The organism is Leclercia sp. 29361, from assembly GCF_011290365.1.
GTDB classification, from domain to species: domain Bacteria; phylum Pseudomonadota; class Gammaproteobacteria; order Enterobacterales; family Enterobacteriaceae; genus Enterobacter; species Enterobacter tamurae.
The window spans coordinates 639,592-659,635 of record NZ_CP049786.1; the positions used below are offsets into that span (position 1 = coordinate 639,592).

At 55.3% G+C, this 20,044-nt stretch carries 19 protein-coding genes; 5 read left to right on the forward strand and 14 right to left on the reverse strand.

Going from position 1 to position 20,044, the window contains the following annotated elements:
- Window position 1: 1 nt before the first annotated feature.
- Window positions 2-766, reverse strand: a complete 765-nt coding sequence (locus G7090_RS03060) for a metallophosphoesterase (protein WP_166181493.1) — start codon at window positions 764-766, stop codon at window positions 2-4.
- Window positions 767-883: 117 nt separating this feature from the next.
- Here G7090_RS03060 and G7090_RS03065 point away from each other — a divergent pair, with 117 nt between their 5' ends.
- Together G7090_RS03065 and G7090_RS03070 are read left to right on the forward strand one after the other, a co-directional pair.
- Complete coding sequence (locus G7090_RS03065) at window positions 884-1,882, forward strand: type IV toxin-antitoxin system AbiEi family antitoxin (RefSeq protein WP_166181494.1); 999 nt, start codon at window positions 884-886, stop codon at window positions 1,880-1,882.
- The gene (locus tag G7090_RS03070) at window positions 1,845-2,660 is read left to right on the forward strand and encodes a nucleotidyl transferase AbiEii/AbiGii toxin family protein (protein WP_166181495.1); all 816 of its coding nucleotides are present in this window, start codon (window positions 1,845-1,847) and stop codon (window positions 2,658-2,660) included. The genes G7090_RS03065 and G7090_RS03070 overlap by 38 nt, the downstream gene beginning before the upstream one ends.
- Here the strand turns inward: G7090_RS03070 and G7090_RS03075 are convergent.
- Window positions 2,657-3,292, reverse strand: coding sequence for a LysE family translocator (locus G7090_RS03075; RefSeq protein WP_166181496.1), 636 nt, complete (start codon window positions 3,290-3,292; stop codon window positions 2,657-2,659). The two genes, G7090_RS03070 and G7090_RS03075, sit on opposite strands and share 4 nt — an antisense overlap.
- A gap of 47 nt (window positions 3,293-3,339) precedes the next feature.
- Window positions 3,340-4,083 carry an AraC family transcriptional regulator gene (locus tag G7090_RS03080; protein WP_166181497.1) on the reverse strand — a complete coding sequence of 248 codons (744 nt, stop codon included), beginning with the start codon at window positions 4,081-4,083 and terminating at the stop codon, window positions 3,340-3,342.
- Window positions 4,084-4,360: 277 nt separating this feature from the next.
- Between G7090_RS03080 and G7090_RS03085 the strand changes: the two genes are divergently transcribed.
- From G7090_RS03085 to G7090_RS03095, 3 genes are all read left to right on the forward strand, one after another.
- Window positions 4,361-5,053 (forward strand): hypothetical protein, encoded by a 693-nt coding sequence (locus G7090_RS03085; RefSeq protein ID WP_166181498.1) that lies wholly within the window; start codon window positions 4,361-4,363, stop codon window positions 5,051-5,053.
- Between the two features lie 248 nt (window positions 5,054-5,301).
- Window positions 5,302-5,781, forward strand: a complete 480-nt coding sequence (locus G7090_RS03090; RefSeq protein ID WP_166181499.1) for a type VI secretion system tube protein TssD — start codon at window positions 5,302-5,304, stop codon at window positions 5,779-5,781.
- A gap of 120 nt (window positions 5,782-5,901) precedes the next feature.
- Entirely contained in the window at window positions 5,902-7,272 is a 1,371-nt protein-coding gene (locus G7090_RS03095) for an NAD-dependent succinate-semialdehyde dehydrogenase (RefSeq protein ID WP_106995688.1), read from the forward strand.
- Window positions 7,273-7,335: 63 nt separating this feature from the next.
- Here the strand turns inward: G7090_RS03095 and G7090_RS03100 are convergent, their stop codons facing one another.
- From G7090_RS03100 to rfbB, 11 genes are all read right to left on the reverse strand, one after another.
- Entirely contained in the window at window positions 7,336-7,881 is a 546-nt protein-coding gene (locus G7090_RS03100) for a YfaZ family outer membrane protein (RefSeq protein ID WP_106995689.1), read from the reverse strand.
- A gap of 332 nt (window positions 7,882-8,213) precedes the next feature.
- Entirely contained in the window at window positions 8,214-9,167 is a 954-nt protein-coding gene (gene yjiA / locus G7090_RS03105) for a GTPase (RefSeq protein WP_166181500.1), read from the reverse strand.
- Window positions 9,168-9,177: 10 nt separating this feature from the next.
- Entirely contained in the window at window positions 9,178-9,381 is a 204-nt protein-coding gene (locus G7090_RS03110; protein ID WP_032616354.1) for a YbdD/YjiX family protein, read from the reverse strand.
- Window positions 9,382-9,479: 98 nt separating this feature from the next.
- Window positions 9,480-11,630 carry a carbon starvation CstA family protein gene (locus tag G7090_RS03115; protein ID WP_106995691.1) on the reverse strand — a complete coding sequence of 717 codons (2,151 nt, stop codon included), beginning with the start codon at window positions 11,628-11,630 and terminating at the stop codon, window positions 9,480-9,482.
- A 220-nt stretch (window positions 11,631-11,850) separates the two neighbouring features.
- Window positions 11,851-12,738 (reverse strand): YafY family protein, encoded by an 888-nt coding sequence (locus tag G7090_RS03120; protein ID WP_166181501.1) that lies wholly within the window; start codon window positions 12,736-12,738, stop codon window positions 11,851-11,853.
- 203 nt (window positions 12,739-12,941) lie between these two features.
- Window positions 12,942-14,186 carry a capsule biosynthesis protein gene (locus G7090_RS03125; RefSeq protein ID WP_166181502.1) on the reverse strand — a complete coding sequence of 415 codons (1,245 nt, stop codon included), beginning with the start codon at window positions 14,184-14,186 and terminating at the stop codon, window positions 12,942-12,944.
- A gap of 85 nt (window positions 14,187-14,271) precedes the next feature.
- Window positions 14,272-16,275: a capsular polysaccharide biosynthesis protein gene (locus G7090_RS03130; protein ID WP_166181503.1), complete on the reverse strand. Its 2,004-nt coding sequence runs from the start codon at window positions 16,273-16,275 to the stop codon at window positions 14,272-14,274.
- 50 nt (window positions 16,276-16,325) lie between these two features.
- On the reverse strand, window positions 16,326-16,874 hold the full coding sequence (gene rfbC, locus G7090_RS03135; protein ID WP_166181504.1) for a dTDP-4-dehydrorhamnose 3,5-epimerase: 549 nt from the start codon (window positions 16,872-16,874) through the stop codon (window positions 16,326-16,328).
- A 52-nt stretch (window positions 16,875-16,926) separates the two neighbouring features.
- Complete coding sequence (gene rfbA / locus G7090_RS03140; RefSeq protein ID WP_166181505.1) at window positions 16,927-17,799, reverse strand: glucose-1-phosphate thymidylyltransferase RfbA; 873 nt, start codon at window positions 17,797-17,799, stop codon at window positions 16,927-16,929.
- A gap of 87 nt (window positions 17,800-17,886) precedes the next feature.
- Complete coding sequence (gene rfbD, locus G7090_RS03145; protein WP_166181506.1) at window positions 17,887-18,774, reverse strand: dTDP-4-dehydrorhamnose reductase; 888 nt, start codon at window positions 18,772-18,774, stop codon at window positions 17,887-17,889.
- Entirely contained in the window at window positions 18,774-19,859 is a 1,086-nt protein-coding gene (rfbB, locus tag G7090_RS03150) for a dTDP-glucose 4,6-dehydratase (RefSeq protein ID WP_166181507.1), read from the reverse strand. The genes rfbD and rfbB overlap by 1 nt, the downstream gene beginning before the upstream one ends.
- Window positions 19,860-20,044 lie beyond the last annotated feature (185 nt).

Below are 20,044 nucleotides of genomic sequence, written 5' to 3' on the forward strand. Positions count from 1 at the left end.
TTCACGTTGCGTGAACGTTTTGTAGTCGTGAACAAACAATGGAGGTTATTGTCATCCCGGGACTGCATAAACAGAGCGTCCCGCTGGCGGTATCGAATAACCCGAGCCCGGATTGAGGATGACGAGGTGGCAGGCCAAAATCCAGGTTCAGCGTATTTTCACGTAAACAACGTGACGGTTCCACCGGCGTATGGCCGCAAATCACTAAATCGATATCGGCGACAGGTGTTGAGACTGTGAGTCTGCGGCGACGGCGGCCAACGAGACAGCTGTGATGCACGGCGGGATGTTGTTGCCAGAGCGCCTGTAAGAATTCGTCGAAATGATGCATGTTCTCCGGGATTTCGGCGTGAAGCACCGCAAGACGTCGCTCGCCCGCAGAAACTAAAATCACCATGGGCAGATTTTCTATTTTCTTGCACAGCGCAGCCCGTTCATCTTCGGCCAGGGCAAAAAACCAGCCGCCTCCGTCCGCAATGATCTGTTCTTTTTTCGACATTTTGGCTGCATGGCTGGCCCGTTGCCAGTTGATAAGATTCTGTTCATGATTGCCGCGCACGGAAAAAAACCATGGCTGGTTAAGCAGATGCAGGCACTCCAGCGGTGAATCGCCGCGATCAAAAAGATCGCCAGTGACGATGAGGCGATCGCGCTGGGGCTCGAAATGAACGTGGCTGAGTAAGGCTTCCAGCATCGTCCAGCGGCCGTGTAAATCCCCGAGGATAAAATCCCGTCCGGCCGTGTCTGGCAAAAGTGAAACAATCATAAGGTTTCCATTCCGTTGAACCTGTGGATACTAAAACACCAGTTGCAGGTAGCGAAGGTTTGTTCATAAAATAGCAGTGTTCATGATGCGTGAACAATAAAAGGGCGTGAACAAGCGATGACGGAAAACGATATTATAGAGAGTCTCTTTGACCAGCTTCCCACGGAGCTGAGATTTCTTGATTTTGTCTCCTCGCAGTCCGGGAAAGACTACGGCGACGACGGCATTCTGAAGATGAGCATCCCTGGTAGTGAAGCGATCGCTTTTAATGTGGAGATAAAAACGCAACCACGACGATCCTGGCTTGAGCAATGGCACATGCGGCATCAAAACGATCCCTTGCCACCCTTGGTTGCATGCCTTTACCTCTCTCCCGCACTTCAACAGTACTGCGTCGAACATAATATCAACTTTATTGATGGGGCAGGAAACGCCCGAATTGTGGCCCCCGGCATCTATATCCATATCAGCGGCAAGAAGGGGGAACGGGCCACGCCTTCAGGCACCGTCTCTGTCGGCATCATGAAACTGCTGTTTGTTTTGCTCGCGGATGACAAGGCCATTAACTATACCTATCGGGAGATAGCGCAACTGGCGGGAATTTCGCTGGGCATGGTCAGCAAAGGCTTTGATTATCTGGAGAGTAAAAACCTCTACCGCGTCAGTCAGGGCGGACGGCGTTTAACCCGTGTTAACGATCTCTACTGGCTGTGGGTACAGGAATATCCTTTAGTGTTGCGGCCCAAACTGAAGACGCTGAAGATGCAGGGTGAAGTGCAATGGAGTGACAACCTGTTATTAGCGGGTGAATGCTGGTCGGGGGAGGTTGCAGGTCACATTCTCAGCGGGGGGTATTTGCATCCGGAAAACGTGAAATTATTTACCCCTTACAGCTTTAATGAGCGGCGGAAAAAACTTGATATGCGTCCCACACCCTCCGGAAATTGGGAGTTGATTGAGTGCTTCTGGGGAGAGACATTTCCTGTACGCGAAAATGAACGCGCCTGGGCGTTGTTAACTATCGCTGAGCTACTGGCGACCAATGACGATCGCAACATTGAGACAGCGAGAAAAATTAATGAAAAATACCTTCACATTACAAAGCCCACTGTCTGAGAACATTAGCGCCACGCTGGCGCGTATCTCGACCGTTTGCCGCGAGGCGCAATGCGACTTTTTTGTTGCCGGTGCGATGGCACGTGAAGTGGTATTAACGCATCTTTATGGCCGAAATAGCGGACGGCATACGCGTGATATTGATATTGCTGTCCTTATTCATCGCTGGGACGATTTTCATGCGCTAAAAGCGGCTATGCAGGCGCAGGGGGCAATTGAGATACCGGGTAAAGTGCAGCGCCTGTTATGGGAAGGGGTCGAGGTCGATATTTTACCCTTCGGCGAGATTGCACGGGGCAATGAGATCCTCTGGCCGCCGGAGCTGGACGTGGCGATGTCCGTCGAAGGGTTTGAAGAGGCATATGCTAATACCCTGACGATTGAGATACCCGGTTGCGGCGACGTGCGTTTCTGTTCCTTGCCTGGACTGCTGCTGCTAAAACTCTTCGCCTGGCGTGAGCGAGGGGATGAATTTACCAAAGACGCCATTGATATCCACAAGATCCTGCATGAGTATCATCACGTTGAAGAGTCTCGTCTTTACGATAACGGCGAATGGGGCGATAGCGTGGAGTGGGACCCTGAACGCATGGGTGCGCTGCTGGCGGGCAGCGACGTGGCCGCACTGATGACCGACGAAAACCGAGCCAGCCTTCAGCAGTTTGATATGCAAAAACTGGTGGATGCCATGGTGCGGCAAAACCTTGATGTGAATGCGGCGCACGTTGAAAACCTGGTCAGTGATTTCTGGCGCACGCTGCTGGAAACACCCGCTTAAAAACGCATGACTATTATCCAGGTGCCAAACCCTATCAGCACCGCCCCTGCCACGCGCTCAATCTTCCAGAGGTTGTGGCTCAACCGCCGTTGTACGGCGGGCAGGGCGATAAACGACACCACCGCCAGATCCCACATCAACACCACCGTGACCATCCATATCCCGCTGACCGACTGCTGCAACAGGGTGACGTTCGGGCCCAGCAGCGCGGTCATCAGCGCGAGATAAAAGAGCGCGTTTTTCGGATTTAACACCGCCGACCCCAGCCCGAGCAGGAACTGTCGGTGCCAGGAGGGGCGCTCCGGCTCGGCCCTATCCAGTGCCAGCGTGCGGGCGCGGCTTTGCACCAGATGCCAGCCGATCCACAGCAGATACAGCGCGCCCAGCAGTTCAATAATACTGAAAAGCAGCGTGAACTGACGCAGCGCGCTTGCACCAATTATCACCAGCAGGATGTAGAGCCCGTTGCCCGCGGCGATCCCCACGCACAGCCCGGCGCTGCCGCGCAGGCGGTGGCGGGCGGCGAAGCCCATCAACAAAAAGAAATCCGGGCCGGGGCTGAGCAGGGCGACAAAATGCGCCAGCGCGAGGGCCAAAAAAGCGGGCGGGAAGAGAGTGGTTAGCAGTTCCATAGTGACCTCATCAGCAAAACTGAGGTCAGGCTACGCCGACGCGGGCGCTAATTATTGTCGGATATTGATCGGCCGGTGGCGTACTGGCGTGGGGTGGCGGCCGTGTAGCTGACAAAGGTTTTATGGAAGTGGCTCTGATCGGCAAAGCCGCTCTGGTAGCTGACGTCGGCAATGCCATCCCCGGCACGCAGGCGCGCTTTGGCGAACTCTATTCTCGATATGGCAAGAAAAGAGCCCGGCGTCAGGCCGGTATCCTGCTTAAAGGTTCTGATAAGCGTCTCTTTGCGCAGTGAGAAGCGTTGGGCTAATGCGTCCAGCGACGGCGGTGTTTGCAGGCTGTGGCGTAGCGTCTGCTGAAGCGCAAGACTGGTGGGACGCAGGGTGACGGGGGGCGTTTGCCTGGCGGCAAGCAGGGAGAGAAGCCTGTCGATGGCCGGGGCTGAAAGCGTTTCAACGACGGTCAGATACTGGCGAAACAGCGCCTCATTGCGGATCACCTGCATGGCGGGCTGAAGGTCGGTCTCCAGATAAAGCATATGGTAACTGCGCGGCTGTCCGGCGATTGGATTACAGCTGTGCGGCATCTGCGCGGGGATAACAATCAGATCGCCAGGATAAAGGGTGAACGGCTCGCCGTTGCAGGTGCAGCAGGTTTGCCCCTCCAGGATGGCACCAATGGACAGCTGTGCATGGCTGTGACGCTTATAGGCCAGGGTGCTTTGCCAGGTGCTGCGTAGCTCCACGCCGGGCTGGCGAAGGAAGGTCTGATTAACGTGGCGCGTGTGGGTCATGTTGATTACCGGTAAGAGGGATAAGGGGGTTATAGCATGATGGGGGATACGAATCCCTTCTTCGTTTTTGGCATCGTGCCAGCATAGATTGCAAAATCCTGTTAGACACAAAATAGTGCAACAATAAGCTCATTAAAGAATCGCCTTCTTATAATTTTTATGTAAAGCATCTCAATAATAATCCTTCTGAATGTATGCTTTCGAATGGTAATAACTATTTCAACGGCGTTTATGTAGTGATATAAATTTCAGGGATGTTGAATAAGAGAGGGATATCATGGTCGATACCGCTATTTTCGTAGGAAATATAGCTACGGATGATGTGAAAAAGGTTGCTAACAGGATTTATGATATAATCGTATCACCGGGCATTATTCCTGGATTAATAAATGGGGCCCTTACCGTTCCGCTTGATTTAGGGTATCTTGCTATAGGCTATATTGATACGGATTCACGTTTTGCCCATCAAACTCAGCGAATCCGTATGGCAGAGGCAATTCATAACGATATTTTAAATTATGATCACATCACAAACGCGGTTGAAAAAATATTTGAAAAATTCAATAAATACCTCAGTATAAGACAGCAAGACAATGTTTATCGTAGTGTTGTTTCATCTATCGCAGGTCGCTTAATTACCGCTAAAATTATTTCAACAATAGGGACGGCAGTTCTCACACGTGTATCCTTCATTGGTGCAAAGACAGCTAATAACTGGATTGGCAGAGTCACTATGGTATTGCTTATTGGCGGGATGGCTGAACGTTCGATTAGCGTGTCTGAAGAGCTTGCTATTAAAGCACCTGAAATATATCAATTACTTCGTCCACATGATTATGATCTAACATATTTTCTTTTTGAACCTGCTGTAGAACCATTTGTGGAAGCCGTTCATATAGCAAACCAATTTGGGCAGCCTTATTTCAATGAAATAATTGAAATAGTTGAGCGTAAATTAAATGGCAAATAACACTGCTTTCTCGTTTATCTATAAATATATTCTAAATATATTGCTGTGGGTCACCGTTCATATCTGGAGTTTTTTCGAGTCCCTGTTTTGTCGGTGGCTTTATACTTTGCATTATGCTGCCTGTCGTGTGGCCAATGAAGTTCTTTTTTGCCATTTTATGGTTGATAGTATTCTACTTATGTTCAAAAGTTGTCAGATTTTTAGAAAACTATCTTGAAAGAAACAAAAACAGTGAATAGGGAAATAAAATGTCTAATCCTGCTTATTTATGGTTAACAGATGAAAATGGATCTCCTGTTGTGGGAGGATGTTGCGTATTGGGCCGTGTGGGATCTATTGAGATAAAATCGTTGTCACACCACATGACTATCCCGACAGATCCAAACACGGGAAAATTAACAGGTACGCGTATCCATACGCCAATATTAATACAAAAAGAGTTTGACCGTGTAACGCCACTTTTATATCGCGCTATTAGTCGCGGCCACACGCTTAAGTCAGCAGAAATTAAAATGTATCAAATCGTAGAATCGGGAAGGGAGATGGAATATTTTAACATCTATATGGAAAATGTTAAAATCACAGGAATTACGCCCAGCCTTCATCCGGGCTCGGGAACAGGGACCCATTTAGAAAATATTGAGCTTCGCTACGAGTCTATTCAATGGAAGTATGTCGACGGAAATATTGTCTTCAAAGACAGCTGGAACGAACGCTGCGTCGCATGACTGAAGCAATAATATCCCGCGCCACCCACCGGGTGGCGCGCCATGTATACCTAACTTTACCTGCAAACCCAGCCATTTTGACTACCCTTAATACCCAACGCGGTAAAAAAGGAGGCAACAATGGCCTATCAGACAGTGAATCCTGCCAACAACAAACTCATCAAAGAATATCCTTCTCATACCGATGCTGATGTCGAAGCGGCACTGAGCACCGCCGATGCGCTCTACCACTCCGACTGGTCGAAGGGCAGCATGGATAAACGCCTGGCGGTGCTGCATAAGCTGGCGGATCTGATTGATTCCCGTACCGAAGAGCTGGCGAAAATTGCCAGTGAGGAGATGGGTAAACTCATTGCCCAGAGCCGCGGCGAGGTTAAACTCTGCGCGCAGATTGCCCGCTACTACGCGGATAACGCGAAGCAATTTCTTGCCCCGGTGAAATACCCGTCTGAGATGGGCGAGGCGTGGGTGGAGCATCACCCGATTGGCGTGGTGATGGCCGTCGAGCCGTGGAACTTCCCTTATTACCAGCTGATGCGCGTCCTGGCCCCGAACCTGGCCGCGGGTAACCCGGTGATCGCCAAACATGCGAGCATCGTTCCGCACTGTGCCGAGACTTTCGCCCATCTGGTGCGCGAAGCCGGTGCACCGGACGGGGCATGGACTAACCTGTTTATCTCTTCAGATCAGGTAGCAACTATCATCGCCGACGATCGTGTGCAGGGTGCGGCCCTGACCGGGTCCGAGAAGGCCGGTAGCATAGTGGCTGCGCAGGCGGCGAAGCACATCAAGAAATCAACCCTCGAACTGGGCGGCAACGACGTGTTCGTGGTCCTGGACGATGCGGATCTGGAGAAGGCGGTGAAGATCGGCGTCAACGCGCGCCTCGCCAATGCCGGACAGGTCTGTACCGCCGCCAAGCGCTTTATTCTGCATGAGAAGGTGGCCGAGCAGTTCCTCGAGAAATACACCGAGGCATTCCGCAACATCAGGATCGGCGATCCGCTGGACGAGAGCACCCGGCTGGGGCCGCTGTCCTCAAAAGATGCGCTTGAGACCCTGACGAAACAGGTGGACGAGGCGGTGAAGAATGGTGCGACGCTGCATTACGGCGGCAAACCGGTCCAGCGCGAAGGCAGCTTCTTTGAGCCGACCATTCTGACCAACATCACCCGGGATAACCCCGCCTATTTCGAAGAGTTCTTCGGCCCGGTGGCGCAGATCTACGTGGTGAAAAACGATGATGAGGCAGTGAAGCTCGCCAACGACTCGCACTACGGTCTGGGCGGCGCGGTGTTCAGTAAAGATATCGATCGCGCTAAAAAGATGGCCTCGAAAATCGAGACCGGGATGGTGTGGATTAACTGGCTCACCGATACCGCTGCAGAACTGCCTTTTGGCGGCGTGAAGCGCTCCGGTTACGGGCGTGAGCTGTCGGATCTGGGGATTAAAGAGTTTGTGAACCAGAAGCTGGTGGTGATTCGCCGATAGCTATTTTCCCCTCACCCTGACCCTCTCCCCATAGGGGAGAGGGAACAAATCCGGTACGGAGCCTTAGAAGCTTACGCCGCCGCCAACATAGGCGCCGTCAATCAGGGTGTGGTTTGGACGACCGTCTTTGCCGTCAACGCTCACGTGGCGGTAACCCACTTTCAGCGTAACAGGTTTAACTGGCGTCCAGCTTACGCCGCCGTTAGCTTCAACGTAGTTTTTAACGCTGTTGTTCAGGCCGTCTGGTGCCACGTAGCCTTCACCAAACACGTTGATGCTGTCGGTCAGCGCTACGTTCACGCCGCCACCGACCGGGAATGCCACGCCGTTATCGCCTTTTTTCGGGCCGATGTAGATCGCTTTTGCACCGGCATTCAGCATTACCGGGCCGACTTCAAAGTTGTAGCCTGCGCCAACGCCACCGGTCTGGGTGCCGTCATCAGTATTTTTCAGCCAGTTACCTTCGGTATACAGACCGGATGAGGATTTACCCATTTCCACATTCAGGTTGGTGAAGTTTTTACCCTGTTCAATGCTGCCGCCCATGGCCAGAGCAGAACCTGATACAGCAGTCAGCGCAGAAAGGAGAAGGATATTAAGCTTTTTCATGTTTTATGCCTCGTCATCAAATTAATCTGAGGGCACCTTAACAAGCGACGTTTATGACTGCAAATGTGATCGGGGTCGGGTTTTTATGCTGATTGTGTGAATTTATTTCAGTGCTATTGTTGCGAAATGGTGACTTTGTTGCGAGGTCAATCTTTGATTTAAGCGTGTTTAAGATCGATTTAGTTTATTCCCTAAACAGACGCTGAATAGCGCACAGATAAGCGTGTGCGGCGGAATAATGAAGATGAGTTTACTTACGCAAGCCGATTTGAGTTTTACAGTTTCTAACCTTTATTTACACTCCCTTTCGGTGAAAAAAGGGAGTGCCGATGTTATTTCTTCAATTCAGCAAACCCCGCGCGGATCTCCTCTTCGGGCAGTTCAATCCCAATAAACACCATCACGCTGTGCGGCGTTTCCTCGCCCCACGGGCGGTCCCAGTCGGCGCTGTAGAGCCGTTGCACGCCCTGGAACAGCAGGCGGTTCGGTTCGCCGTCGATCCACAGCATCCCTTTGTAGCGCAGCAGTTTGTCGGCAAACGACAGGAGCAGGTTCTCCATCACCCGGGAGACGTCGCTGATATCTACCGGATAATCCAGCTCGACCACGATAGAGGAGACATCGTTCTGCTTGTCAGCCATAAAGTGGAAGCGCGGTTTAGCGGTGACGTTCTCTTCCAGCATAAAGCCGTTGGTGTTGAACAGCTGGGCGAGATCGATATCGCCAAAGGTCACGGTGTAAATTGGCGCACGGGCGTTGATACGCGTCAGGCGCTCGCGCAGTTTTTCGCTCTCACCCGCCACGTCGGTTTTGGTCAGCAGGATGCGGTCGGCATAGCCCACCTGCGACTGGGCGATGGTGAACTGGTTCATCTGGTCGTCGGCGTGCACCGCGTCGACCAGGGCGATCACGCCGTCCAGCAGGTAGCGCTGGCAGAGGATTTCGTGGGAGAAGAAGGTCTGGATGATCGGGCCGGGGTCGGCCATGCCGGTGCACTCAATCACCAGGCGGTCGAAGTCAATCTCACCCCGATCGCGGCTGTCGAGCAGGTCGAGCAGGGCATCTTCGAGTTCATTTGAGCGGGTGCAGCAGATGCAGCCGTTGGTCAGGGTTTTGATCTGAGTGGCGCGATCGCCAATCAGCTGGTCATCAACGGAGACTTCCCCGAACTCGTTTTCGATGACCGCGATTTTAAAGCCGTGTTGTTCGTTGAGGATGTGGCGCAGCAGGGTGGTTTTGCCCGCGCCGAGAAAACCGGTGAGTAGGGTAACGGCAATCGGTGTCATGGTCTCTCCTTTAGCAGCAGCGTACGCCGCCTTCTCCTCCTCCGCCGTAGCGCGCTTCCTGACGCTCGCGGAAGAATTCGTTGTAGGTCATGTACGGCTTATCCGGATGGTTGGTCTTCATATGTTCAACGTAGTTGTCATAGTCCGGGATGCCAATCAGCATTTTCGCCGCCTGACCGAGGTATTTTTTAGCTTCGCCTAAGTTACCAAACATTGTCTCATCCAGATAGAAAAAGCCCGGCGAGGGCCGCCGGGCGTTGTTTCCCCTCACCCCGGCCCTCTCCCCATAGGGGAGAGGGGGAGGAGAGTGGATTAATGGTGTGAAGAGGTCTTCACACCGCCTTCCGGCACCGGCACATACGGGGTCTCTTTGTCCGTACGGTCGTCGGCGTTACGCACTTTCATCCAGGTTTTGATGCCGTAGAAGATGATGCTGTACACCACCACCAGGAACAGAATGCTCAGACCGGCGTTGGTGTAGTTGTTCACCACGATATGGTTCATGTTGGCAATCTGCTGAGCCGTCAGCTCATCGCCTGCGGCAATCTTCTCTTTGTACTGGTTAGCCATGAAGAAGAAGCCTTCCAGCTGCGGATTGGTGCTGAACAGTTTCAGACCCAGCGCCCAGGTGGTGCAGAGCAGCAGCCACAGAGCCGGGACCACGGTCACCCAGATGTACTTGGTACGCTTCATCTTCACCAGCACCACGGTACCGAGCACCAGGGCTACAGCTGCCAGCATCTGGTTAGAGATCCCGAACAGCGGCCACAGGCTCTTCACGCCGCCCAGTGGGTCGACCACGCCCTGATACAGCAGGTAGCCCCACAGCCCGACGCAGCCCGCCGTACCCAGAACCCCAGCAACCAGAGAGTCGGTTTTCTTCAGGAACGGCACGAAGTTACCCAGTAAGTCTTGCAGCATAAAGCGGCCTGCACGGGTACCGGCATCCAGCGCGGTGAGGATGAACAGCGCTTCGAACAGAATACCGAAGTGGTACCAGAAGCCCATGTCCGCCCACGGCAGCACTTTGTGGAACACGTGGGCGATACCTACCGCCAGGGTTGGTGCGCCACCGGCACGGTTCAGCACCGACGGTTCACCGATGTCTTTCGCGGTCTGCATGATCTGCTCAGGAGAGATCACGAAGCCCCAGGAGCTGACGGTTGCCGCCGCGTGAGCGCTGGCGTCTTTCAGCTGCGCCATGATCAGTGCCGTGTTTTCACCGCCCATCTCATGCAGGTTCGGCATGGTAATGCCCAGACCGGCTGGCGGGGTGTTCATCGCGAAGTAGAGACCCGGCTCGATGATGGACGCTGCCACCAGGGCCATGATCGCCACGAAAGATTCCATCAGCATTGCGCCATAACCGATCAGGCGAGCGTCGTTTTCGTTCGCCAGCAGCTTCGGCGTGGTGCCGGAAGCAATCAGAGCATGGAAGCCAGACACTGCGCCACAGGCGATGGTAATAAACAGGAACGGGAACAGGGCGCCTTTCCACAGTGGGCCGGTACCGTCAATGTACTGGGTCACCGCAGGCATTTTCAGCTCCGGGTTGATGATCACGATGCCGATCGCCAGCCCGACGATCACGCCGATTTTCAGGAAGGTCGCCAGGTAGTCACGTGGGGCCAAAATCAGCCATACCGGCAGCAGGGCAGAGACAAAAGCATAGCCAACCAGCACGAAGGTGATGGTGGTGTCTTTGAAGGTCAGCGCCGGGCCCCAGTACGGGTCGTGCGCAATCACGCCGCCGAAGTAAATGGACGCCACCAGCAGCACAATCCCGATCACCGACACCTCACCCACGCGACCTGGACGCAGGAATCGCATGTAGATCCCCATGAACAGCGCAATCGGTACGGTGGAGCAGACGGTGAACACGCCCCACGGGCTTTCGGCCAGGGCTTTCACCACGATCAGGGCCAGCACCGCGAGGATGATGATCATAATCAGGAAGCAGCCGAACAGGGCGATGGTGCCTGGCACGCGGCCCATCTCTTCTTTGATCATCTCACCGAGAGAGGCGCCATTACGGCGGGAAGAGATAAACAGCACCATAAAGTCCTGCACCGCACCCGCCAGCACCACGCCGGCCAGCAGCCACAGGGTACCCGGCAGGTAGCCCATCTGTGCGGCCAGCACCGGGCCGACCAGCGGGCCCGCGCCAGCGATGGCGGCAAAGTGGTGGCCAAACAGCACGTAGCGGTTGGTTGGCACGTAGTTCAGGCCGTCATTGTTAATGACCGCCGGAGTGGCACGCGTCGGGTCGAGTTTCATGACCTTCTGCGCGATATAGAGACTGTAGTAGCGGTACGCCACCAGATAGACCGATACCGAGGCCGCCACGATCCACAGGGCGCTGATGTGCTCGCCGCGGCGCAGGGCTACGACGGCAAGGCAACAGGCACCGAGGATCCCGAGCAGCAGCCAGGGAACGTGCTTAAGTAGTTTTTTAGTGTCCATAATAAAACCTGGTTTTTTAGATGAAAAAAAGGGTCAGGGTTCGCTGTGAGAGATGTTGAGTAATGCTGAGGCGATCTTGCCAGAGCCTTACGCGCGTAAAGGAAGGTAAATCGGTGAGTGGTTGTATGGCGGCATGAGCGGTCAAAGGCGAGGGCGAGTGGTTCAGGCTCGCCGTCGCAGGCGGGAATAGTGTGAAGGGGATCACGCAGTCAGGCGCGGTTCACTCCGCGCTGGCCAGATAGTTTTCTAACGTGCCGACAAATTTCTGCTTCAACCAGGCCGGTTCCAGCACCTGTATGTTGGGCAGCCAGTAGAAGAGCAGCGGCAGGATCTGGTTCTCATGTGCGGCATGGCAGCGCAGGGTGATCCCCTGGCGCTCTTGCGCCAGAATTTGCTGGCCAGGGAGCAGATCGCGGCGCGTAAAATAGTGCGCAATGCTGGAGGGAATAAATACGTCTACTTCAAACGTCTCTTCGCTGACCCAGGGATCGAGGTTTTTTTCCAGCAGGTCGAGGGTGTCATTATCCGGCGTGAAGGTTTCGCTACGAATATCCAGCCACTGGATCAGGCTCAAAGAAAACGATTTCAAACGCTTTTCTTCGGTAGCTTGTAAATACCATATGTTCTTTTTGTTAATTACTTTATAGGGATTAATCTGCCGGGACTTTCCTTTATACAGGATCTGGCAAACCTGCTGGCCCTTAATCGCCTTTTCAAAGGCGGCTAACAGGCCGTGAATATCTTTGGGTCCCGTGCGCTCGGCATCGTTGCCGAGGATCATAATATGGTTTTCCTCGACACGTGACTCCAGCTTGTCCCAGAACTCACGGCCCGTTGACGGAAAAAAATCATCCACATTCAGAAAGTTAGCAATGACATGATGCAGCCCCGGACTTGACTGACCCGGACGGGTATGAATAAGCCGGTACTGCCCGTCTCCGCAGCGTTCCACAATGGGCGAAAGTGCATTCAGATCGCGATAGACCGTGCGCTCAGTAATATTAAATTTATGCATCAATGCCTGGCGGGTAACCACGCCGTGTAAATGAAGCTCCAGCAGAATATCAACCAACCTTTCAGCCGAGCGACTCCTGGTCGGAATTGTCATATTAGCTTCCCGTTATTTAAACCATTGCTGTGAATTATGCCGGTGCGGCTGACAAAATATGTCAGTACAGAGTTGGGCATAAAAATTTGTCTTAGGTTATAACGGCCAGTTTCGGGATAAACATTAGGGATTTTTGCAACGAAGGGATAAAAGCGGGGGATAGATCGGATCCGCCGGGGCAAATTCCCCGGCGTGGGGAGGAATTATCGTTCGAGTTCGGAATCGGCAAGCGGTGTCGTCAGAGGGACTTCTGTCGGAATGTTGAGCCAGTCGGACTTGCCGTAAAAGACGGCGTTGATCTGCGTGTGATAGAGCAGATGAGTTCGAAAACGCTGGAACAACTTTTTATCCGGGGCAAAATTCGCCTGCCAGAACTGGTTCAGCGGCCCCTGCCAGGTTAACCCTTCGATGTCGTACAGCGCTTTGCCCATCACCTTAAGCGGTTTGTTATGGATCAACGCCGACAGGCCTGCGGTGCTGTTGACGGTGATCACCCCCCGGGTGTGGGTAAGCAGGGCAGGCAAGGAGAGATCGTGGACGTAGATCACCCGGCCCGTAATGTTGTACTTCTCGGTCAGCTTGTTGATCAGGGTGCCGTAAAAACGATGGCCACGATCCATCGGATGATGCTTGAACACCAGATGGCGCTCTTTCGACGCATGGCGGGCAAAGGAGCGGATCACGGTTTCGATATACTCACGCACGTCTTTATACGGGCTGTGGTGAATAATCTGGCTGTCGTTATAGACCTGCAAAATCGCCAGGTAGTATTCGTTATCCAGCGTGCCGGTGATATGGCTCAGCATGTTGCGCTGCTGCCAGCGGTACCACAGCTTACGGCGACCGGCGCGGAACCAGCAGCGCATCTCGTACCACGGGGAGAACGACTTGTGGTGACGGTAGCCCCGGTAGCGATGGCGGCCAAACCAGCCCGCCGCATAGTAGAGCATGGCATGGGCGGCACGGTTAAAGGAGCTCGGCTTCCACGGCGTCGGGGTTTTCACCTCCGGCAGCGGCTGCTCGCGATAATACTTCGCATCGATGGGCATCGACGAGAAGGCGTTCACGCCCCCTTTTTCCAGGGTGATGTAGAACGGCCGGAAATAGCCCTCTTCAAACGCCAGGAAATCGATGGATTTGCTGCGGGCCCACTTCTTCGCTTCGATGTGCATCGGTCGGCAGTCACCAAAACAGACGATGGTGTCGAAGGGGTAGGTTTTGTGTAACTCGCGCAGCCAGAAGGCAAAATTCTTCACTGAGCCGGTGTAGTGCAGCGCGGTCTCTTTCGCGGCATACCATGAGTCCCCGGCATTAAAGCAGACCTGCTTCACTTCACGGTGGCTGCTCTGCAACCAGCTTGCCAGACGTGAAAAGCAGGGGCCCATCGGTCCTTGTAGTAACAGATATCGACGGCCATTCAGCAGATGGCGGATAGCTTGCTCTTCCATTATTTTTCCCAGATCGGTCCGTTGATGAACAGTGTGTAACGGCTTGATGACCGCTTTTCTTTAATAAATCAGGATAAATAGTTCGCTAGCGAAGTGTCTGCGCGAGATAGCTCAGCTTGAGCTGCCAGCGTTGCCAGCGGCTGGCCTTCTGCGATGAGGAGTTTCCCTGCACCGCCAGCTGACGGATCAGCTGCTCCGGGCTCATCCACAAACCGCTCTGCCAGTCGATATAACGCGGATAGGCCACCAGCGTCAGGTAGACCAGCGCGGCCAGCGGCAGGGTACGCTGACGGCGCTCAGCAGGGTGGATATCTTCGGTCAGCCCCCAGCCGCTGTAGAACGGCTGGCCCCAGGTGGTAACCTTTACCCCCTGCACCAGCGCTTCGAACCCGCTCAGGGAGGTCATGGTATGCAGCTCGTCGACATGGGGATAGAGGCTGGTCAGGCCAAGATCCAGCACCTGGCTGTCCACGCAGCTCGCCAGGCATTCGGCCGAGATGGCACCGGCCCGGTTGCCCGCCACCACGTCCGGGTGCGGTTTAAACAGGATATGCGCCTCGGGCCGGGCAGCGCGCACCGCCCATAGCAGCTGCTCGTTGCTGCGGATCACCGGGCTACCGGTAAGGATCGAGGCATCGCCATCGACCTGACCCACCACCAGCACCAGCGAACGTCCGTCGCCGGGCGGCGTGAAGGGCTGGACGGTGCCAACGTTATATTTGCTGACCCCATGCTGGCGGAGCAGATCCACCAGCGCCGCACCGCGCGCCAGCGCCTGCTCGTTGAGCGGCTGCTCATTAAGCAATTGCTCCAGCCCGCTCGGACGGCGGCTGTCGAAATAGATCCCCACCGGATCGATGGAGAGCGAAGAGGGGCGGCACAGGTTCGAGCCCAGCCCCCGGGAGCGAATAAAGCCATCTTCCACCCGGATCGGGTTTGCCAGCTCAGGATAACGGCTGCCCCAGACCAGCACCTGCTCGTCGGCGGCCAGCTGTGCAGGCGGAGTGCGCACGAAGCGCAGCTCCGTGGCCAGCGGCTGGCAGAAGGCGCGCATAAAGGCGCGCTTCCACAGCGAGAAACCCACCATATAGAGGCGGCGATAGCGCGGAGTCGGGGTCAGCTGACCCGCTATGACTTCCAGCACCTGCTCCACTTCGCAACGCTGGCCCAGGACCGGATCCAGATAGCGGGGATAGAGGATTAACGCCGCCGCCACCAGCTGCGGCAGGCTAATTTGGGCCTGACGACGTTCACACTGTTTGCTGTCGTGGGTCAGCCCCCAGCCGGCGTAAAACGGCATGCCGAAGCAGTACACCGCTTTGCCCAGCAGCAGGGCTTCAAACCCCATCTGCGAGGAGACGGTATAGACCGCCTCCACCTCATTCAGCAGGGCATGGGGATGGCAGTGCTCGGTGACCAGCTCCACGTCATCCAGCTGCATCTGCGCCAGCACGCCGCGTTTCTTGCCCAGCCGGGTATCCGGATGGGTGCGCAGCAGCAGGCGGGCGTCAGGGTGGTTACGCCGCGCTGCCGCGACCATCTCAATAAAATCCGCCTCGCTGGCGAGCGCACCGGGGATGGAGAGATCCCCTGCCACCTGGTCGATCAGCAGCACCTTAGGGCGGGTGTCATTATGCAGACGGGCAGCCAGCGCGTCGGGCAGGCCGCTGTCGGCGGCATAACAGTTGTACTTGGTGATGCCCAGGCGCAGCAGTTCAGAGATGAGTGCGTCGGCCCGCGCCAGCATGCTGTCATCGCACGGCGTGGCGATCAGCTGCTCCAGGCGGCTCGGCTGGCGAGCGTCGTAGTAAATGCCCACAGGATCGGCGATCAGGGAGACGGCCTTGCCCCCTCTGGCAGGATGGCCGATATACCCGATAAAGCCATCCTCCAGCTGCCAGTACGGCAGGCCGAGATCGTGGGCTTTCTGTTTGATCTGTCGGGTATTGGCTTTCTGGCCCCAGCCGACCAGCACATCGTCCTGCGCCAGCCGCATGCCCGTTTTGAAGGCGTGTAGCGGACGGCCAAGCATCGGCTCGAGCTGTGCTTTTCGGGCCAGGATCCCGGCTGAACCTGTGTAAAATTTCATGTGCGCTCTGTGCATCAGAAAACGCCCCGCGTCACTGCGGGGCGTGTGACTCAGAAGTACTCTGCGTCAGGGAAGGATTTGGCCACGCTGTCTTTGGCGGAGGTGAGGATCTCGCTGTCGATTTCTGGCCATGTAATTCCAATGGTCTCATCGTTCCAGCGGATACCGCGGTCGCTCTCCGGCGCATAGTAGTTGGTGGTTTTGTACAGGAATTCTGCGGTGTCGCTCAGGGTCATAAAGCCGTGGGCGAAACCTTCCGGGATCCACAGCTGACGCTTGTTCTCACCCGACAGATGCACACCCACCCACTGACCGAAGGTCGGGGAGTCTTTACGGATATCCACCGCCACGTCGAATACTTCCCCGGCCACGCAACGGACCAGTTTGCCCTGCGCATGTGGCGCCAGCTGGTAGTGCAGGCCACGTAACACGCCCTTTGAGGATTTGGAGTGGTTGTCCTGGACGAAGTTTACGCTGCGGCCAATGGCGGCTTCGAACTGCTGGTGGTTAAAGCTTTCGAAGAAGAAACCACGGTCATCGCCAAACACTTTTGGCTCAAAGATAAATACGTCGGGAATTGCGGTCTGAATTACGTTCATGGTGACAGCCTGATTCATAAATGGGGCTTCACGCCCCATGAGTTAATGATGACTACTTGAGCATTTTCAGCAGATATTGCCCGTACGCATTCTTCGCCAGCGGCGCGGCTAATTTGCGCACCTGATCGGCATCGATAAACTTCAGACGGTAGGCAATCTCTTCAGGACAGGCCACTTTCAGCCCCTGACGGGTTTCGATGGTCTGGATGAAGTTGCTGGCCTCAATCAGGCTCTCATGGGTGCCGGTATCAAGCCAGGCATAACCACGGCCCATCATGGCGACTGACAAATCGCCCTGCTCAAGGTAGATGCGGTTCACGTCGGTGATTTCCAGCTCGCCGCGCGGCGATGGTTTCAGGCTTTTGGCAATCTCAACCACGCGGTTGTCGTAGAAGTAGAGGCCGGTTACCGCATAGTTGCTCTTCGGTTCCAGCGGCTTCTCTTCCAGGGAGATCGCGGTGCCTGCATGGTCAAACTCCACCACGCCATAACGCTCAGGATCATGTACATGATAGGCAAAGACGGTGGCGCCCGCAGTTTTCGCCGCGGCGGCTTCCAGCTGTTTCTGCAGATCGTGACCGTAGAAGATGTTGTCGCCCAGCACCAGCGCGCAGTCGTCGCTGCCGATGAACTCTTCACCGAGGATAAAGGCCTGAGCCAGACCGTCCGGGCTTGGCTGCACTTTGTACTGCAGGTTCAGGCCCCACTGGCTGCCGTCACCGAGCAGTTGCTCAAAGCGCGGCGTATCCTGCGGGGTGCTGATGATCAGGATATCGCGGATACCGGCCAGCATCAGGGTGCTCAGCGGGTAGTAGATCATCGGTTTGTCGTAGATCGGCAGCAGCTGTTTGCTCACCGCCATGGTGACCGGATAGAGACGAGTCCCTGACCCACCGGCCAGAATAATACCTTTACGCTTGTTCATAATCCTTCATTTCTTCTGTTTGGTTACATGTTCCGGGAGGGCAAAACGCCCTACAACAAGGCATGCATAGCATACCCTGGGCTGCATTTATTTCCCGAGAATTTCGGCCAGCATGCGATCCACGCCGATAGTCCAGTCCGGCAGCGTCATCCCGAAGGTGCGCTGGAACTTGCTGGTATCGAGACGTGAGTTATGCGGACGTTTTGCCGGGGTCGGGAAGGCGCTGGTCGGGACGGCGTTCACCTGGGTTACGGCCAGCTCAACGCCTGCCGCACGAGCGGTGGCGAATACGCGCTGGGCATAGTCGAACCAGGTGGTGGTGCCGGAAGCGATCAGGTGATAAAGCCCGGCCACTTCAGGTTTATCCTGCGCGATACGGATTGCATGTGCGGTGCAGTCGGCCAGCAGCTCTGCTCCGGTCGGGGCACCAAACTGATCGTTAATGACCGACATCTCGCTACGCTCTTTACCAAAACGCAGCATGGTTTTAGCGAAGTTGGCGCCGCGAGCGGCATACACCCAGCTGGTACGGAAGATCAAGTGACGGAAGCAGAGCGCAGCAGCCTGTTCACCCGCCAGCTTGGTTTCGCCGTAGACGTTCAGCGGGGCGGTCTGGTCTGTCTCGACCCACGGCTTTTCGCCGCTGCCGTTAAAGACATAGTCGGTGGAGTAGTGCACCAGCCACGCGCCCAGCGCTTCGGCCTCTTTGGCGATGGCGGCAACGCTGGTGGCGTTGAGCAGCTCGGCAAAGTCACGCTCGCTCTCGGCTTTATCCACCGCGGTATGGGCGGCGGCGTTGACGATCACGTCCGGCTTTAGCAGACGCACGGTCTCGGCCACGCCTTCCGGGTTGCTGAAGTCACCGCAGTACTCGGTAGAGTCAAAATCTACCGCCGTAATACGTCCCAGCGGCAGCAGCGCGCGCTGCAGCTCCCAGCCCACCTGGCCATTTTTGCCGAACAGCAGAATATGCATCAGTTGCGCTCCTGGTAGTTCTTCGCGATCCAGTCCTGATAACTGCCGCTTTTCACGTTGTTGACCCACTGCTGGTTATCCAGATACCACTGCACGGTTTTGCGGATGCCGGACTCGAAGGTCTCCTGCGGCTGCCAGTTCAGCTCGTGGCTCATTTTGCTGGCATCGATGGCATAGCGACGGTCGTGGCCCGGGCGGTCAGTCACGTAGGTGATCTGGTCGCGGTAGGAGCCGGTTTTCGGCACCATCTCGTCGAGCAGATCGCAGATGGTGTGGACCACGTCCAGGTTCTGCTTCTCGTTGTGGCCGCCGATGTTGTAAGTCTCGCCTACCACGCCGGTGGTGACTACGGTGTAGAGCGCACGGGCGTGATCTTCGACGTACAGCCAGTCGCGGATCTGATCGCCTTTGCCATAGATTGGCAGCGCCTTGCCGTCCAGCGCGTTGAGGATCACCAGCGGGATCAGCTTCTCAGGGAAGTGATACGGGCCGTAGTTGTTGGAGCAGTTGGTGACGATGGTCGGCAGGCCATAGGTACGACGCCATGCGCGCACCAGATGATCGCTGGAGGCTTTCGACGCCGAGTACGGGCTGCTTGGCGCGTACGGGGTGGTTTCGGTGAACAGCGGTAACTCAGTGCCTGCGCTCACTTCATCCGGGTGTGGCAGATCGCCATACACTTCGTCGGTAGAAATGTGGTGGAAACGAAACACCTGCTTGCGGGTTTCATCCAGCTCGCTCCAGTAGGCACGGGCTGCTTCGAGCAGCGTGTAGGTGCCGACGATATTGGTTTCGATAAAATCGGCCGGGCCGGTGATGGAGCGATCCACGTGGCTCTCGGCGGCCAGGTGCATCACCGCATCCGGCTGGTGGGTGGCAAAGACCCGGTCCAGCTCCGCACGGTTACAGATATCTACCTGCTCAAAGGCGTAGCGGTCGCTTGCGGCTACGTCGGCCAGGGATTCGAGGTTGCCCGCATAGGTAAGCTTATCAAGGTTGATCACCGCATCCTGAGTGTCACGGATGATATGGCGAACAACAGCAGAACCGATAAAACCGGCTCCACCGGTTACAAGAATTTTCATAAGCGTTTTTTCTTTTATTTTGGATGAGGTGGTAACTGGAGCCAAGTTTAACTATCCGTTCTTGAGGCTGGCAATACAGAGCTACCAGGATTGTATAAATTAAGAATTGAAGCTTTCTAAAAAGTTCTGGTTTGGCCCGCTTAGGGTTATTTTACTTGGCATGATGCTCAGTTCGTTTTGGCCAA

Coding starts and splice junctions, on each gene's coding strand:
- G7090_RS03130 (WP_166181503.1), bottom strand. CDS start 16,275: ATGAAATTTTACACAGGTTCAGCCGGGATCCTGGCCCGAAAAGCACAG.
- rfbA (WP_166181505.1), bottom strand. CDS start 17,799: ATGAACAAGCGTAAAGGTATTATTCTGGCCGGTGGGTCAGGGACTCGT.
- G7090_RS03110 (WP_032616354.1), bottom strand. CDS start 9,381: ATGTTTGGTAACTTAGGCGAAGCTAAAAAATACCTCGGTCAGGCGGCG.
- G7090_RS03085 (WP_166181498.1), top strand. CDS start 4,361: ATGGTCGATACCGCTATTTTCGTAGGAAATATAGCTACGGATGATGTG.
- yjiA (WP_166181500.1), bottom strand. CDS start 9,167: ATGACACCGATTGCCGTTACCCTACTCACCGGTTTTCTCGGCGCGGGC.
- G7090_RS03095 (WP_106995688.1), top strand. CDS start 5,902: ATGGCCTATCAGACAGTGAATCCTGCCAACAACAAACTCATCAAAGAA.
- rfbB (WP_166181507.1), bottom strand. CDS start 19,859: ATGAAAATTCTTGTAACCGGTGGAGCCGGTTTTATCGGTTCTGCTGTT.
- rfbD (WP_166181506.1), bottom strand. CDS start 18,774: ATGCATATTCTGCTGTTCGGCAAAAATGGCCAGGTGGGCTGGGAGCTG.
- G7090_RS03075 (WP_166181496.1), bottom strand. CDS start 3,292: ATGGAACTGCTAACCACTCTCTTCCCGCCCGCTTTTTTGGCCCTCGCG.
- G7090_RS03070 (WP_166181495.1), top strand. CDS start 1,845: ATGAAAAATACCTTCACATTACAAAGCCCACTGTCTGAGAACATTAGC.
- G7090_RS03065 (WP_166181494.1), top strand. CDS start 884: ATGACGGAAAACGATATTATAGAGAGTCTCTTTGACCAGCTTCCCACG.
- G7090_RS03120 (WP_166181501.1), bottom strand. CDS start 12,738: ATGACAATTCCGACCAGGAGTCGCTCGGCTGAAAGGTTGGTTGATATT.
- G7090_RS03125 (WP_166181502.1), bottom strand. CDS start 14,186: ATGGAAGAGCAAGCTATCCGCCATCTGCTGAATGGCCGTCGATATCTG.
- G7090_RS03060 (WP_166181493.1), bottom strand. CDS start 766: ATGATTGTTTCACTTTTGCCAGACACGGCCGGACGGGATTTTATCCTC.
- rfbC (WP_166181504.1), bottom strand. CDS start 16,874: ATGAACGTAATTCAGACCGCAATTCCCGACGTATTTATCTTTGAGCCA.
- G7090_RS03100 (WP_106995689.1), bottom strand. CDS start 7,881: ATGAAAAAGCTTAATATCCTTCTCCTTTCTGCGCTGACTGCTGTATCA.
- G7090_RS03115 (WP_106995691.1), bottom strand. CDS start 11,630: ATGGACACTAAAAAACTACTTAAGCACGTTCCCTGGCTGCTGCTCGGG.
- G7090_RS03090 (WP_166181499.1), top strand. CDS start 5,302: ATGTCTAATCCTGCTTATTTATGGTTAACAGATGAAAATGGATCTCCT.
- G7090_RS03080 (WP_166181497.1), bottom strand. CDS start 4,083: ATGACCCACACGCGCCACGTTAATCAGACCTTCCTTCGCCAGCCCGGC.